Raw genomic sequence first — 14402 nt, forward strand, 5'->3', positions numbered from 1 at the left:
GGATATAAGATGCGGCTTAAATCAACGTTATTGGTCTTGTTTGCAGTATCATCGTCGCCAAACGCTTTGACTTTAGAAGAGTCAGTTACGTTATCTCTCGATAGCTCCCCCAGTTTGCTTGCTCGCTATTCTCGCTATGAGTCGATGGTACGAGACCGAAATGCCATAAATGGTTCATTTCTTCCTCAGGTTAATTTGTATGCAGCAGCAGGGTACGAAGGTACTCGATATAACAACGGAAACTACATCGACAGTGAAGATAGAACATTAGAAAGAACGGAGATGGGCGTAAGAATCTCCCAACTGTTATTTGATGGATTTAAAACAAGTGCTGATGTTGATCGCCTATCTTACGAGGCTGAAGCTGAACGCTTGGACTTATTGGCATCTGCGGAAAATGTTGCATTAGATACTGTCAGAGCGTATGTGGATGTTTTACATGCCCGAGAGTTGATGAAACTGACAGAAAGAAACCTAAGTGAACACCAAGAGATCTACCGTTTCATTCTAGATAAAAAAGAAAAAGGTTTAACCAGCAACTCCGATTTAGCACAGGTTTCTTCGCGTGTCGCGACAACACAGTCCTCATTGATTGCCGCCCAAAACAATCTTTCCGATGCTAGAACAAGATTTGTACGTTTGGTTGGTCGAGCGCCGCAAAACTTAGTTGAGCCTGTTTACCCGCAGGAATTGCTTCCGAATAAGCTTGACGAAGCACTCAAACAAGCGGTTAGGCTGCACCCATCCATACAGTCGGCGATGAAAGATTTAGAGGCGGCTCGACATGAAGTAAAAAGAGAAAAGGGGGATTACTACCCAGAGCTCAAGCTTGAGCTGTCAGCCAACAAAACAGACAACGTGGATAATATTGAAGGCATTAACGAAGATGCAAAGGTTATGCTGACGGTCAACTACGATCTTTTTAACGGCTTTTCTACAGACTCCCGAGTGGAGTCATCCGCCTGGAGAGTTGAGGAGGCGAGGGCTATTCGAGCAAATGCAGAACTAGATGCGAATGAAGGTGTAAGGCTGGCATGGGACGCACATACATTGCTTCAACAGCAAATGGAGTTTTTAAAAGTCAACGTTGATGCGGCGAAAGTAACTGAATTAGGGTACATCCAGCAGTTCAATGTAGGGCGACGCAGTTTGTTAGATGTATTAGATGCCAAAGTTGAAACGTTTGTTGCGAGACGGAACTACACCCGAACAAAGTACGATCATTTGGTTGCCACTTACCGTTTATTCAACTCGATGGGGATTCTGACTTATGCGTTGCGAGTTGAGTATCCAGAGAACTGGAAGGAGAACAATAATGGATAAATTCGCAGTGACGAGTCTTCTAGTTTTCATGTTAGCGGGCTGTGCTGAATCACCGGATACGACGTTGACCACTTACCAGTACAACGACCTTAAAGACAATGATAGTGATGGTGTGATAAACCAACGAGATAACTGCGCAGATACGCCAAAAGGTGTCGTTGTTGACAGTGAGGGCTGTGCGAATTGGGTCAACGACTCGCAGACACACCTGATCAGTTTTTTCTTTGCGATGGATGAGCATCAGGTAACGCCATCTCATGATATGCCGCTAAGCGAGTTGAAAGCATTGCTTCAGAGTAACCCAAATGCGCAAGTCATACTGATAGGAGACACAAGCCCTGAAGCGTCACTCGAATACAACAAAGCGTTGGCAAAGAAAAGAACGGCAGCTATACGAGAATTGCTAGTGAGAAACGGAATTCAAGACAATCGAATTGAAGAGCAAGAGTTTTATCAGAATACGGCATTGACGGTACAACTAAAAAAACGGGAAAGGCGCACAATTGCTGTTGTAAACACGAAAGCTGAAAGTACTGAACAAGCGTGGACTATATTTAGTTCGGACAGCGAGTTGACACCTAATTCGAAGTTGGAGTTGAATTATGAAAATTAAAGTCTTGCCTTTCTTTGCTCTAGCTTCATGTTTGATTTCACCGCTGGCATTTGCTGACTCTGAGGCTCGAACATCGATTTTTGTCGAACCAGAGATACTAGAAACGATAGAAACATTGATAGATGAGCCAAGTGTAAATGTAGCGCTTGCATCTCAGTCTGGTGGTTTTAACGACATGCTAAATGACGGAGCCTCTATTGCGATCACATCTAAGAAATGGTCAGATGAAAACATCTCCCGATTTCAACGAGAAAGAGGCCACAGGCCTACACGTTTGTTTTTAATGGCAAACGCTATTGTCGTAATCAATAGTCAAAAGAGTACGGTAGATAGTGTTTCCGTTAGTGAATTGAAACGCTGTGATGCAAATACGTATGCTTTCGGGGAGATGCGTTTAAGTAACCCAGATGTGAGCTCTAATGGTTGTCAATCATCGATTCAAATGCTTGATGAAGACCGATTGAAACGGGCTTTAAGTGACGACTTTTCAGCCAAAGCTTATATGCGATACTCCGATTTTAAATACTCAGAACAGTGGTCGAGCTACAAGGCTCTCTCTGTTCATCATAACGATGACTCATGCTCTTTGAGCACAGATTGCATCTATTCTCTTCGCTATCCACTTTCCGTGGTCTATTACGTTTATATAAATAAACAATTCGACACTAATCAGAAGATCAAAAAATCAAAGCTATTTGAACTCCTTACAACCGACAACAATACACAACAGGTACGAAATGCTGGGTTTATTCCACTACCAAAAGCGCTTATTAAAATAAATAGAGTGAAGTTAGGGCTAGATGAGCCAGTTGTTTTAAATGGGTATAAATAAACTTCATACGCCTAACTATGTGGGCTTGAGTGAACGTACCGTCCTAGGAAGTTTTGCCTTGCTGCTCATTTATCTTTGGTTAACTTTTGGTCAATTGAGTTGGTTATAAGTGGTTTTGTTGGTAATTTTTCTATCATTGTGGCAAGTTTACTTAAAATCACTTAAGTGAATTTAAGTTATGACACAAGAAGAAAGACTCGTAGCGCTCAGAGCGAAGCTGGATCAGCAAAATAAAGTAACGTTGTCTGAAGTTTGTGAGTACTTTGGTATCTCGCGAGATTCAGCTCGTCGAGACTTAGTTAAGTTGAGTCAGCAACCTGGGTTACAAAGAATACGAGGTGGTGTCATGCTTGCGCCGATCTCTTCCCATACCGAGGCATACGCGAGTCGACCCGTGAGTGACGTTAAACATCGACTAGCTCAAGCTTCCGCAGCGTTGTTGGATGAGCGCGACCATCTTGTTATTGATACCAGCACCATTTTGTCTCTGCTCCCACTCTATGCAGGAAAAGCGCGTTGTGGAGAAAACAAGCTCAACGTCGTTACTAACAGCATTGATGTGCTGACCGCTGCTGAGACAAACGACACAATGGACGTTCATTTCTTAGGCGGACACTTTGACCCTTATGCCAGAGCAGTTTTAGGGGCGCAAGCAGAGCAGCAAATGCAGCAGTATCACGTGAACAAAGCGTTCATTGGCGTGTGTGCATTGACATCCCGAGGGCTGACAACAAATAGTTTGTTAGAAGCTACAATGAAACAAGCGATGATTGCTCAAGCTCAGCAGGTCATCGTCGTTTGTGAATCCCGAAAAATTGGTAGCGACAATTTCCACCACGTATGTGATTTGTCAAAGATCGACGTCATTATTACCGATCATCCCCCTCAATCAGATTTTCAACAACTCCTCGATCACAATGATATTGAATGTATTGTTGTGTCACCGAAATAAGGAATCTTAGAATGGCTTACGATCCCGTAAAAACCGCTGTGATTGGTTACGGATATTCAGCAAAAACGTTTCATTTACCCTTCATTAAAGCGCTACCAAATTTAACGCTGAGCGCGATAAGCTCTCGTCAACAGGAGGCGGTTCAAAATGATTGGCCAGATGCTAAGTGGTTTTCTGATGCGAATACTTTACTCGATGATAGTGATGCAGAGCTCGTAATCATTACTGCGCCAAATGACGTACATTACGAACTTGCAAAGCGTGCGTTGAACAATGGGAAACACGTCATCGTCGAGAAACCGTTTGTTACTCGTATAGAAGACGGTAATGAACTTATCGCCTTGGCGGAAGAGAAAGGTCTAGTGCTGAGCGTTTTTCACAATAGACGTTGGGATGGAGATTTTCTCACGGTTAAATCTCTTATCGAACAAGGTAAGTTAGGTGATATAAAGCTGTTTGAGTCACACTTTGACCGTTACCGCCCTGAAGTTCGTCAACGATGGCGAGAGCAGGCTCAAGATGGCGGTGGTATTCTATTCGACCTTGCTCCTCATCTTCTCGATCAAGCATTGGTGTTGTTTGGCTTGCCAGATGCGATAGACGCACAATGTCGAATGATGCGTCCGGGCGCGACGACGATTGATTATTACAACTTGATACTTCATTACCCTGAGCATATTGTGCACTTGCATTCAAACTTGTATAGCCCAGAGCCGAATCTCCGCTACAAAGTATTGGGTACGGAAGCTAAATATGAAAAGTTCGGATTAGATCCTCAAGAGGGCTACTTAAAAGAAGGCCGTTTGCCGGAAAACGATGCTTGGTCGGAAGAAGATGAGGCGTTATACGGCGTCCGTTACGACGAAGACGGTGCGCAAACTATCAAAACGGAGAGAGGCGCGTACCAAGCTTACTTTGTTGGTGTGGCAGACGCCATTCGTTTGGGCACTGATAACCCGGTTCCTGCCGCTCAAGCAGTACAGAATATCGCTCTGATTGAGATGGCATTGGAAAGCAGTAAAACGGGTAAAACGATTCAGGTGAAACCATGAGTTTGACGCTTGAACTCGTGGCCCTGCAAGAGCATGAACTTCAGTTGGCGGAATTTAATCACCATATTGCGTGGTCTATCGGCCTCGCTCTAAAAGAAGAGGCTGAAGCTCGCGGCGCGGCTGTTGCTATTGAGGTTTACGGCTTTGGACAAACGCTATTTCAATACGCGATGGCAGGAACCTGCGCTGATCATGTAGATTGGGTCCGTAGGAAGCGAAACTCAGTGTTAAGGTATGGCCACAGCTCTTACTATCTTTCTCTGTACAACAAGCAAAAGCAACGTGATTTCGAAAACCAGCCTCATCTCGATGCTCGTGAGTACTGTGCTCATGGTGGCGCGTTCCCAATTCGGCTTTCTGGGTCTGGTTTGGTTGGGGTTGTGACGGTATCGGGTTTACCGCAGTTAGATGATCATCAGCTAGTTGTGGATATATTAAAAACGATGATAGAGACAAAACCCTCTTAAACGCCAAATATGAAAGTAGCACGGTTCTTTATCGTGCTACTGAATTCTCTTTTTAGCTCATAAAGTGTTCTTTAATGTGAGCAAATATTAACATTGATCCCAACTTACTACCTGAAAATCAAATCAATTTCATATAACCTATACGCTCATTCATATAGAAAGCCTTCAAAGTTGGCCATTGGCAATGTCTTTTAGAAGAAAAGAAAAACTCAATCTTAGAAATCTTATTGTCACCCTATGTGTGTTCAGTGTGCTTGTCACTTTGATCAACGCATTCTACTCGATTTATCGTGTTCAAAGGGATCTCATCATCAATAACACGTTAGAATCAAACCGTGTTTACGCCCAAAAAATGTCTGAAATGACAGACTCTTTCATAGAAAGCTCAATGTCGCAGCTAAAATACAGTGCGAACGTGCTAAAAGACAAGATGCATGACGCTCAGCTTCTTGATAAAGAGGCTGAGAGATTAAGAACGCAAACCAAATCATTTAACTCTGTGGTTGTCGTTAATGCAAAAGGGGTTATTATTTCCGTATCACCTGAAACACTTCAGGTGAAAGGTGTAAGGTTAGTGGGTGAAAGAAAACGCCAATCTTTAAACGCTCAAGCACCAGTTGTTACTGAACCATTTATATCGCCCGCTGGAAATTACTTGTTAACCATCTCATACCCTATATTTTCTCAATCTAATGAATATTTAGGTTATATCGGCGGCACTATTTATCTAGAAAAAGAAAATATTCTCGCAGAGTTACTCAGCCAGCACGCATACAAAGATGGTTCTTTCCTTTACGTTGTCGATGAGAGTAACACTCTGATTTATCACCCAGATCAATCGAGGGTTGGTGAAGTAATCGACGATAATGAAGCAATCAAAGCGGTGACGATGGGGCAGAGCGGCAACAAAGAAATTGTTAACTCTCGCGGCGTCGAAATGCTTGCTGGTTATGCGCCAGTAAAGTCATCAGGATGGGGAATTGTTGCTCAGCGCCCGAAATCGATGACGTTATCTGTGCTAGATGAACAGATGTGGAATGTTTTCCTTAAGTCGATTCCAATTGGTTTATTAACTTTGTTGCTAATTTGGTTCTTGTCCCTTCTTATTTCTAGACCACTTTGGCAGTTAGCGGGTGCTGTGCGAGGTGTCGAAGAACATTCATCATCTATCGATGATCTCAAACTGGTTAAGTCTTGGTATTTTGAGGTCTCACATTTGAAGCTTAGTTTTCTTAAAGCATTTGGTATCGTGTCAAAAACCATTGATAAGCTGCAACTGGATACATTAACAGATTCGATGACTGGATTATTGAATCGACGTGGATTAGATAAAGTTCTTGGTTTGTTTAAGCAGGAAAATACCGCGTTCTCTGTTTTGGCGCTAGATATTGACCACTTTAAGAGCGTAAACGATAACTATGGCCATGACGTGGGTGACAATTTACTTAGAGAGTTTGCGCAGTTAATGAAAGACCAAGCTCGTTCTAATGATCACCTGTGTCGTTCTGGCGGTGAAGAGTTTATGATGTTTTTGGAAAAAACAGACGTAAACCACGCTATGGATGTTGCAGAGCGTATTAGACACAACGTGGAAAAACATGACTTCCAAGTCGTTGGTAAGGTCACGGTTTCGTTGGGCGTTTCTCACTGGAAAGGCAATGACACACCAATTGAAGCGGTAATGAAAGACGCCGATAATGCACTGTATAAAGCGAAACATAATGGAAGAAATAGAACGGAGTTGGGTGACGACGCACAATAGATATTGCGCTTTATGCTGAACATAAAACGAGCCAGTGACTAATTTTTGCTGTTAATCGCTGGCGTAACCGCTACCAATTGCGCGAAACGGCAAGTTCAGCTCTAATTCTGGAATTTGTTTACCCACCCAAGCCGGAAATGTATTGCTATTTGGCCCTGGAAACAGCGTATATTCTTCAGCCCAAGGGTATTGGTTAATCACACTTTGTATTTTAGGGATAAGCTGGCGGGCCTTTTCACCTTGTATGGAGAGGATCTTTTCTGGTTTTGCACCATACCAATATCGATCTGGCGTCCCAGTTTGGTACTGATATAGAGCGGGTTGTCCGCGATTCACTCTCCAGCCGACTACTTCATACACTGTATATTCGTTCGCATTTTCAGGCTTTATTGCAAACCATGTATGAACGGCAAACCAGCCTCGCCAACCAAACGCGTCTGCGGCGTAAAACTCAATCACAGCATGCTTAACATTGGAAGGATCGGGTGCGATACCCGCAGGTTCTCTGCTAGCGGTACGCCAATCTCCTTGAGTGCATCCACCCAGCATAACCGCGATTGACATGAGCCAAATTTTTACAAGGTGAGTAAAGTTGAGAAGGTCTTTCATTTATTGCTCCTAGACCAACCGATGCTGGTAACGCTCTATTGATTTTAGCTATAAAAACGTGGCAAGTCTGATAGTTGAAATCCTCTCCTTATTAAAAGAGAGAGGGAAGTTAGTGCCATAATTCCAGTTCATACGTAATAATAAGGTAAGCCGATTTGTAACATGTGGCATAGACGATGCCGTATTTCTCGAACGATTCGTCTAGTTGCGTATGAAAAAGTAAGAGGTTGTATGTATTCCTTACACGGCCACATGAATTAAAAACATTGAAAAAACAGAGGTTTACAGTGGATTTTGACTGATTGAGTGAGTTTGGGACCCTCACATTGTCTCGCATTTGCTTGTTTTGGGCGGAATTTTCATCGCTCATCTTTTTGCGCGTTTAGAGTCAGCGCTCAGCTATGGCACAATAGGCGCTCACAGAACAAGTGCTGTTTGGTCATGCAAATAGCAGAAAAATAACTAGAAATAGAATAATTAATGTTTAAATCAAAAAGTATACTCGCATTAAGCATGTTCGCATTTGGCTGTTTTGCCAATCAAGATAGCGAACCAACGTCCGTTGTGCTGAACTATGGTGACTCCTCCATCAGTACTGATATTCAAGCCAATCGAAAATTTCATGTTGTCCGAGACAATGAAAGTGAGCACGTAGAATTTTCCGGCGGAATCATAAAGGAGTATTCCGATTATATTGTGAATGTTCATATCATAAGAAAAAGCAAAATACGCAGATCAAGCCGAGAGCTGAATACAACCGTACTGATGAACAGTGATCAGATTGGGAAGCCTTTAGTGATTGGCATTGAAAATGATGAGTTCACTAGTATCACTTTGCGTTAATGCTTAGTATTTATTGAATAGGAATGAGGAAATTGATGCTCTCAATACGCTGCTATCGCACCGAGGATGCCCCAACACTGTGGGCACTCTTTTACCATACTGTGCGAATCATTAATCGTCGCGATTATACGGAATCACAAGTTTCCGCTTGGGCACCATCAGATTTTGACCTCGATGTGTGGCAACGAAAAATGGACGATATTCAACCATACGTCGCGGAGATAGAAGGGCAGGTCGTTGGCTATTGTGATTTGCAAGGTGACGGCTTGATTGATCATTTCTTTTGCCATCATGAATACCAAGGACAAGGTGTTGGTCGTGATTTGATGTCTTTTCTTTTTTCACAGGCGAAAGTACAGGGGATAAAACGACTGTATTCTGAAGTGAGTATTACCGCCCGACCTTTTTACGAGAAAATGGGTTTCACAGTTAAGTCTCGACAACATGTTGAGGTTAGGGGAGAAACCTTAACTAACTTTATGATGGAAAAGTATATTTAACTTAAATAGTGAGCATTTAGTGAGCTTGAACACAGATATAAAATGTTTTCCAATGTGAAAACGAGTTCATTGATCTCGCACCAACGTTTTGTTTGAAAACAGTGTACATAATCTTCTCTGGAACGCCATTACCGCATTTCGTCTCTGAAGGCTTAAAAACAGTCTGAAAGTTTTGGTTTTGCGGCGGGTAATAGCGTTCCAAACGCCAAATGTGTCTGGCTAACCATCTCAGGAAGAGAAGTAGTACTATGCGCCCTTATCTCAAATACGTTGTTCCAACATTGATACCATTGCTTGTTTGGTTAATGCCTCTCTCTGCGTTCCCATTTGATGGCATTACTATCGTCCAGCAAAGAGTGATTGCAATCTTCTTGCTTGCCGCACTTTGCTGGGTATTCGAGCCAATTCCAATCTACGCCACTTCGGTTGTGATCATTGTCCTAGAGCTATTGCTTGTATCAAATAAAGGTATTGTGCTCTTTCGTTTGCAAGAAGGGCAGCCACATTTTGGTGAGCTATTACAATACAACGAGATAATGGCGACCTTCGCTAGTCCGATTATCATGCTCTTCCTCGGCGGTTTCTTTTTGGCTATGGCGGCGACAAAGTACAGGTTAGATGTCAACTTAGCCCGAGTGTTACTCAAACCATTTGGACAAAAACCAAAGTTCGTTATGCTGGGGTTGATGCTGATCACCGCTGTTTTTTCCATGTTTATGTCAAACACCGCAACAACAGCGATGATGTTGTCCATTTTAACCCCTGTGATAGCAGTTTTCGGGCCTAAAGACCCAGGTCGAATTGCATTCGCTTTGTGTATTCCTGTTGCGGCCAACATTGGTGGCATTGGTACTCCAATCGGCACGCCACCGAATGCCATCGCCCTAAAATATTTGGTTGGTGACAACTTAATTACGTTTGGTGAATGGATGGTATTTGGTGTGCCATTCGTTATTGTGATGATGGCGTTAGCCTGGTTTCTGATTGGCTTTTTGTATAAAGCCGAACAAACCACCATCGATCTGAACATTAAAAGCAAGTTTTTGAAAACACCCAAAGCAATAATGGTTTACGTCACCTTTGCCGGCACGATTATTCTTTGGTTGATGGGTTCTGCACATGGAATGAATTCTTACACAGTAGCATTAATTCCGGTCGCAGTGTTCTCATTGACGGGCATCATCAACAAAGAAGACTTGAAGAAAATCTCTTGGGATGTGCTTTGGTTGGTGTCAGGCGGTATTGCTCTGGGCCTTGCTCTAGATAAAACCGGGCTTGCGAAGCTGGTGGTACACAGCATTCCGTTTGATCAGTTCTCGCCATATGTTGTCTTGTTTGGTGCGGCTTTCTTGTGCCTGTTAATGGCAAACTTTATGTCGCATACAGCCACCGCAAACTTGCTGATGCCGATAATGGCTGCGCTGGGTACTTCTATGGCTTCGCTAACGCCTCTCGGCGGTGAAGTTACTCTGATCTTGGTCGTGACATTTGCCGCTTCACTCGGTATGTCGTTACCAATCAGTACGCCACCAAACGCGTTAGCTCATGCAACAGGGCATGTCGAGAGCGGCCAAATGGCTCGTATCGGTGCCGTGCTAGGCGTGATTGGCGTATTACTCAGTTTTGTGATGGTGTGGATTTTACATACTGTTGGGCATATTGGATAACCCATGTACGAAACGAAGTTAGACGCGTTAGTACAACGCTACTTTAATCACCTTGAACGCCGATTAACAGTTTTATCCGGGTCGGTGCTTATTGAGCAAGCTGGCTACAACGATCGCTTGTACTATGTGCTGTCGGGAGAACTGGCGGGCTATTACGCGGAAGATGACAAGAAACCGATTCAGGTATTTTCTGCGTCTCAAGGTGCGTTTATTGGCGTACATAGTTTCTTTTCTGGTACGTGGACTGCCTCTTCGACAGTGATTGCTCAAACCGATGTTGAATTGGCTTGGATACAGCGCGATACGCCCGCCGTGGAAGAGGCGATATACGGACCATTGACGACACAATTTATGCCTGTGATGGTTAACGAATTATCTCGTCGTCAACGGCGCGCAATGCAAGAGGCATTGGCTAAAGAAAAAGCACTACAAAAGCTTCATACCGCAGAGCAAATGACAACGTTGGGGCAGCTTGCAGCGGGTATTGCTCATGAGTTGAACAATGCGATAGGCGTTGTAAGCAGTAAATCAGAACGGCTAGAGACAGTTATCATGGAACTGCTTGAAGAAGTTCATCCGGAAGCGAGTCAATTTTTTGATTTTGGTTTAATGCAAGGGCAGAAAGTCTCTTCTAGCGAAGCGAGAAAGCGGGGGCGCCACTTCGAAAAATACTACGGTTTAACCAAGGAGGTTGCTCGTGATCTTGCACGTGCCGTTCCAAATAATTTCCTTTCGGAACATTGGCTAAAAAGACCAGAAGAAGCGATACGTTTCTGGCAAATGGGGCGAGATCTCCATGACTTACGCATCGCCTCTAAACATACCGTTGGCATTGTGCGATCCGTAAAACAATTGGGGCGCACGGATATCGACTTGGATGAAGCGATTAACATCAATGATTCAATCAATCGCGCCTTGGCTCTATTGCAAAGTGACTTAAGACGAGTGAGTGTTCGTTTTAGCCCTGCGGATTTACCTGCTTTTATTGGTTCTCAAACCGAACTCGTCCAAGTTTGGGTAAATATATTAAAGAATGCGTGCGATGCACTTGGTGAAACGGAGAAACCCGGTATCGAAATACATACTCGGGAGAGTAAGGGTAAAATTTTGGTCACGATTGCTAACAATGGACCAGAAATTGATGAAGCGACACGTAGAAAAATTTTCCGGCCAAACTTCACCACTAAAAAGGGGGGATTGTCGTTTGGTTTAGGGTTAGGTCTGTCGATTGTGAAGCGCATTATCGCCGGATATAACGGCTCTATTGTGGTAAAGAGCGACAGTGAAAAAACGATTTTTAGAATCAAGTTACCAGTAGAGGGTGAACATGGAGAAGCTTAATGTAATTTGCGTTGATGACCAACGAGAGGTACTAAGCGCGGTTCTACAAGATTTAGAGCCGTTAAATCAATGGTTGAATATCGAAGACTGCGAATCAGCAGGTGAGGCTCTAGAACTGATGGATGAATTTGATGCAGAAGGCGAGATGATCGCATTGATTATTTCCGATCATGTGATGCCAGGTAAAACGGGAGTAGAACTGCTCACCGATGTATCAAAAGACGGTCGTTTTGGCTTTACGAGGAAAGTGCTTCTTACCGGGCAAGCGACGCACACCGATACGATTAATGCGATCAACTCCGCAGGCATTGACCGCTACTTTGAAAAACCATGGCAAGCAAGCCAATTAATAGAGTGCGTTAGAAACTTGGTGACCCAATATATCTTTGATGTGGGCTTAGATTACACTCAGTATCACGAGCATTTAGATCAGAGTGTGGTGTTTGAACGTCTACATTAATCGGGGGACATTAAGCTTGTTTTCGTCACGGCCAGTTAGTGTCTGAAATCTATAGTGAATAGTTCAGCATGTTTAACGTGGCCGTGCGGAATATTGCTCTAGTATGCTTAACTCAACGAATAGCGGCTTGCACTGGCAACAGAAAGTGGCTTAGAGAACCAATAACCTTGCAGATAATCGACGCCCATTTCGGTAAAAAATTCACACATTTTGGCGTCTTCAATTCCTTCAATCACTACTTCAATATTATTTTCCTGGCACATAGTGATAAGAAACTTCAGATATTCTTGTGAAGAGCGATTGGTTAGTGTCTTCCACGCCATCGACCTATCAATTTTGATTTGTGTCATCGGGAGGTCGAAGAAGCTATTTAATGAACTGTAACCCGATCCAAAGTCATCCAGAGAGAGTGCAAATCCTAGTTCCCTGAGGGTATTCAGAGGGGCAATGGCTGTCTGATTATTATCCAAAATAAACGTTTCTGTTAGTTCCAACACAATAGACTCAGGATCGACACCAACCTCATCCGCCATGGCTTTAATTCGCGCAGGGAATTCACTGTTCATTAACTGAAGTACAGAAACATTCACGTTGACGCGAACTTGGTTTTGGTAACGATCACGGTAGTTTTTGATAAATTCACACGCTTTGGCAAAGACTTGATATCCGAGCTCGACAATCAAACCTTTGTTCTCTGCGACGGGGATGAATTCGTCTGGGTAAATTTCGCCAAACTCTTTGCTACGCCAGCGAACCAGAGATTCGAAGCTCACCACTTTTGAGCTTTTGGCGTCAATAATTGGCTGAAACTTAACGCTTAATGTCTGTTTTTCTAGTGCACTTTTTAGACCTTGTTCAATAAAGAAATAACGGTCTACGGCATGCTGAGTTTTCTCACTGTAAACCGCAACACGGTCTTTATTCTGCTCGCTTGCGTACTGACAAGTTCGTGCTGCTTTACGTAATATTTCCTCTGCTGAGTGACTTGGATCTATGCAAGGATACAAACCAATACTAATGTTACTTCCTAAGTATTGGCCCTCTTCAATCACTGCCTCGTGGTAGGTTTCCTTTAAACTTTCGGCATAACTTTGCAGCGTTTCTACCGAGCATTCATCGTGAATCAAAATCGCAAAGTCATCATCATGTACGCGATATACAGAACTATTTGGAGAAGGTAGGTGACTGAGAGTTTGTAGCAATTTTTCCACTAACCCATCGACCAACTCGCTGCCATATTGATTTAAGTAAGATTTAATCTCTTCTATCTGAATGTAACAGATAGATGCACAAGAATCGGTGGCTCGCACACTATCTTCAATATCCAGCAAGAGATGGGCGCGATTAGCCATACCTGACGCATTGTCATGAAATGCGACTTGATGAATGTAGCTTTCCATCAGCTTGCGTTCAGAAATATCACGGTGGCTACCAACCATATAATGACCATGTTCTGTTTCTTTGGTCATGGCTACGCCTTCAATCCAGACGTACTGTCCATTGGGTTTACGCACGCGGTAGGTCGTTGTGACCCTCGTGTTGTTGGTAATGATGTGAGCATCGACCCGAGTGGAGAGTCTTTCTCGATCGAGAGGGTGAACAAGGTCTAACCATTGCTCTAAGCTGATTCGACCAGCGTTGATACCAAGCTGCTCATAAAAGCCCTTGTTATAAAATACCATGGTGCCAAACTCATCCATGTAAAAGAGGCCTTCGTTAAATACATCGAAGATATGAATGAATCGTTCTTCGACGATTTTTAGGAACTCTCGGTCACTATCTGAGACTTGTTGGTCAAATATGGTGGTCAAGATATTTCCTCCTCGAGCCTTTTAGCATCAGAGATGAGTGTTGGGGTTGATAACATAGAGTTGATCTGCTGGCGTACATTACAATCACAAAAGTGTCAGTTCAAATTGTTTGGCTATCATTTTATGCGCTACTAGGTTAATAACATACTAAGATTAGGCGGCTAATCATC

General features: G+C 43.3%; 14 protein-coding genes. 12 read left to right on the plus strand and 2 right to left on the minus strand.

What is annotated here, in order from left to right; all coding sequences use genetic code 11:
* Positions 1 to 9 precede the first annotated feature (9 nt).
* From R7040_RS02220 to R7040_RS02250, 7 genes are all read left to right on the plus strand, one after another.
* Positions 10 to 1323 (plus strand): TolC family outer membrane protein, encoded by a 1314-nt coding sequence (locus tag R7040_RS02220; RefSeq protein WP_213899330.1) that lies wholly within the window; start codon positions 10 to 12, stop codon positions 1321 to 1323.
* Positions 1316 to 1936 (plus strand): OmpA family protein, encoded by a 621-nt coding sequence (locus R7040_RS02225; protein ID WP_005377755.1) that lies wholly within the window; start codon positions 1316 to 1318, stop codon positions 1934 to 1936. Before R7040_RS02220 ends, R7040_RS02225 begins: the two co-directional genes overlap by 8 nt.
* Entirely contained in the window at positions 1926 to 2768 is an 843-nt protein-coding gene (locus R7040_RS02230; protein ID WP_318081196.1) for a phosphate ABC transporter substrate-binding protein, read from the plus strand. Before R7040_RS02225 ends, R7040_RS02230 begins: the two co-directional genes overlap by 11 nt.
* A gap of 178 nt (positions 2769 to 2946) precedes the next feature.
* A complete protein-coding gene (locus R7040_RS02235; protein ID WP_318081197.1) occupies positions 2947 to 3720 on the plus strand; it encodes a DeoR/GlpR family DNA-binding transcription regulator in 774 nt (257 codons plus the stop codon).
* An 11-nt stretch (positions 3721 to 3731) separates the two neighbouring features.
* Positions 3732 to 4772 carry an oxidoreductase gene (locus tag R7040_RS02240; protein WP_167415181.1) on the plus strand — a complete coding sequence of 347 codons (1041 nt, stop codon included), beginning with the start codon at positions 3732 to 3734 and terminating at the stop codon, positions 4770 to 4772.
* On the plus strand, positions 4769 to 5239 hold the full coding sequence (locus tag R7040_RS02245; protein WP_213967682.1) for a heme-degrading domain-containing protein: 471 nt from the start codon (positions 4769 to 4771) through the stop codon (positions 5237 to 5239). Before R7040_RS02240 ends, R7040_RS02245 begins: the two co-directional genes overlap by 4 nt.
* Before the next feature lie 184 nt (positions 5240 to 5423).
* Complete coding sequence (locus R7040_RS02250; protein WP_213877531.1) at positions 5424 to 7001, plus strand: sensor domain-containing diguanylate cyclase; 1578 nt, start codon at positions 5424 to 5426, stop codon at positions 6999 to 7001.
* Between the two features lie 51 nt (positions 7002 to 7052).
* Here R7040_RS02250 and R7040_RS02255 read toward each other — a convergent pair whose 3' ends face one another.
* Positions 7053 to 7610 carry a DUF3750 domain-containing protein gene (locus tag R7040_RS02255; protein WP_258470158.1) on the minus strand — a complete coding sequence of 186 codons (558 nt, stop codon included), beginning with the start codon at positions 7608 to 7610 and terminating at the stop codon, positions 7053 to 7055.
* A 480-nt stretch (positions 7611 to 8090) separates the two neighbouring features.
* Here R7040_RS02255 and R7040_RS02260 point away from each other — a divergent pair, with 480 nt between their 5' ends.
* From R7040_RS02260 to R7040_RS02280, 5 genes are all read left to right on the plus strand, one after another.
* The gene (locus R7040_RS02260; RefSeq protein ID WP_025766707.1) at positions 8091 to 8453 is read left to right on the plus strand and encodes a hypothetical protein; all 363 of its coding nucleotides are present in this window, start codon (positions 8091 to 8093) and stop codon (positions 8451 to 8453) included.
* A gap of 35 nt (positions 8454 to 8488) precedes the next feature.
* Positions 8489 to 8953 carry a GNAT family N-acetyltransferase gene (locus tag R7040_RS02265; protein WP_005389117.1) on the plus strand — a complete coding sequence of 155 codons (465 nt, stop codon included), beginning with the start codon at positions 8489 to 8491 and terminating at the stop codon, positions 8951 to 8953.
* 248 nt (positions 8954 to 9201) lie between these two features.
* Positions 9202 to 10620, plus strand: coding sequence for an SLC13 family permease (locus R7040_RS02270; protein ID WP_017634015.1), 1419 nt, complete (start codon positions 9202 to 9204; stop codon positions 10618 to 10620).
* 3 nt (positions 10621 to 10623) lie between these two features.
* Positions 10624 to 11961, plus strand: a complete 1338-nt coding sequence (locus R7040_RS02275; protein ID WP_017820621.1) for a sensor histidine kinase — start codon at positions 10624 to 10626, stop codon at positions 11959 to 11961.
* The gene (locus R7040_RS02280; protein ID WP_132936638.1) at positions 11948 to 12421 is read left to right on the plus strand and encodes a response regulator; all 474 of its coding nucleotides are present in this window, start codon (positions 11948 to 11950) and stop codon (positions 12419 to 12421) included. Before R7040_RS02275 ends, R7040_RS02280 begins: the two co-directional genes overlap by 14 nt.
* A 107-nt stretch (positions 12422 to 12528) precedes the next feature.
* On the opposite strand, the gene R7040_RS02285 is transcribed toward R7040_RS02280, so the two are convergent.
* Complete coding sequence (locus R7040_RS02285) at positions 12529 to 14232, minus strand: putative bifunctional diguanylate cyclase/phosphodiesterase (RefSeq protein ID WP_258470154.1); 1704 nt, start codon at positions 14230 to 14232, stop codon at positions 12529 to 12531.
* Between the last annotated feature and the right edge of the window lie 170 nt (positions 14233 to 14402).

The sequence above is a fragment of the Vibrio sp. 1069 genome (assembly GCF_033340555.1).

Excerpts from the sequence above, each read along its gene's own strand:
- R7040_RS02220 (WP_213899330.1), top strand. The coding sequence starts at position 10 with ATGCGGCTTAAATCAACGTTATTGGTCTTGTTTGCAGTATCATCGTCG.
- R7040_RS02225 (WP_005377755.1), top strand. The coding sequence starts at position 1,316 with ATGGATAAATTCGCAGTGACGAGTCTTCTAGTTTTCATGTTAGCGGGC.
- R7040_RS02230 (WP_318081196.1), top strand. The coding sequence starts at position 1,926 with ATGAAAATTAAAGTCTTGCCTTTCTTTGCTCTAGCTTCATGTTTGATT.
- R7040_RS02235 (WP_318081197.1), top strand. The coding sequence starts at position 2,947 with ATGACACAAGAAGAAAGACTCGTAGCGCTCAGAGCGAAGCTGGATCAG.
- R7040_RS02240 (WP_167415181.1), top strand. The coding sequence starts at position 3,732 with ATGGCTTACGATCCCGTAAAAACCGCTGTGATTGGTTACGGATATTCA.
- R7040_RS02245 (WP_213967682.1), top strand. The coding sequence starts at position 4,769 with ATGAGTTTGACGCTTGAACTCGTGGCCCTGCAAGAGCATGAACTTCAG.
- R7040_RS02250 (WP_213877531.1), top strand. The coding sequence starts at position 5,424 with ATGTCTTTTAGAAGAAAAGAAAAACTCAATCTTAGAAATCTTATTGTC.
- R7040_RS02255 (WP_258470158.1), bottom strand. The coding sequence starts at position 7,610 with ATGAAAGACCTTCTCAACTTTACTCACCTTGTAAAAATTTGGCTCATG.
- R7040_RS02260 (WP_025766707.1), top strand. The coding sequence starts at position 8,091 with ATGTTTAAATCAAAAAGTATACTCGCATTAAGCATGTTCGCATTTGGC.
- R7040_RS02265 (WP_005389117.1), top strand. The coding sequence starts at position 8,489 with ATGCTCTCAATACGCTGCTATCGCACCGAGGATGCCCCAACACTGTGG.
- R7040_RS02270 (WP_017634015.1), top strand. The coding sequence starts at position 9,202 with ATGCGCCCTTATCTCAAATACGTTGTTCCAACATTGATACCATTGCTT.
- R7040_RS02275 (WP_017820621.1), top strand. The coding sequence starts at position 10,624 with ATGTACGAAACGAAGTTAGACGCGTTAGTACAACGCTACTTTAATCAC.
- R7040_RS02280 (WP_132936638.1), top strand. The coding sequence starts at position 11,948 with ATGGAGAAGCTTAATGTAATTTGCGTTGATGACCAACGAGAGGTACTA.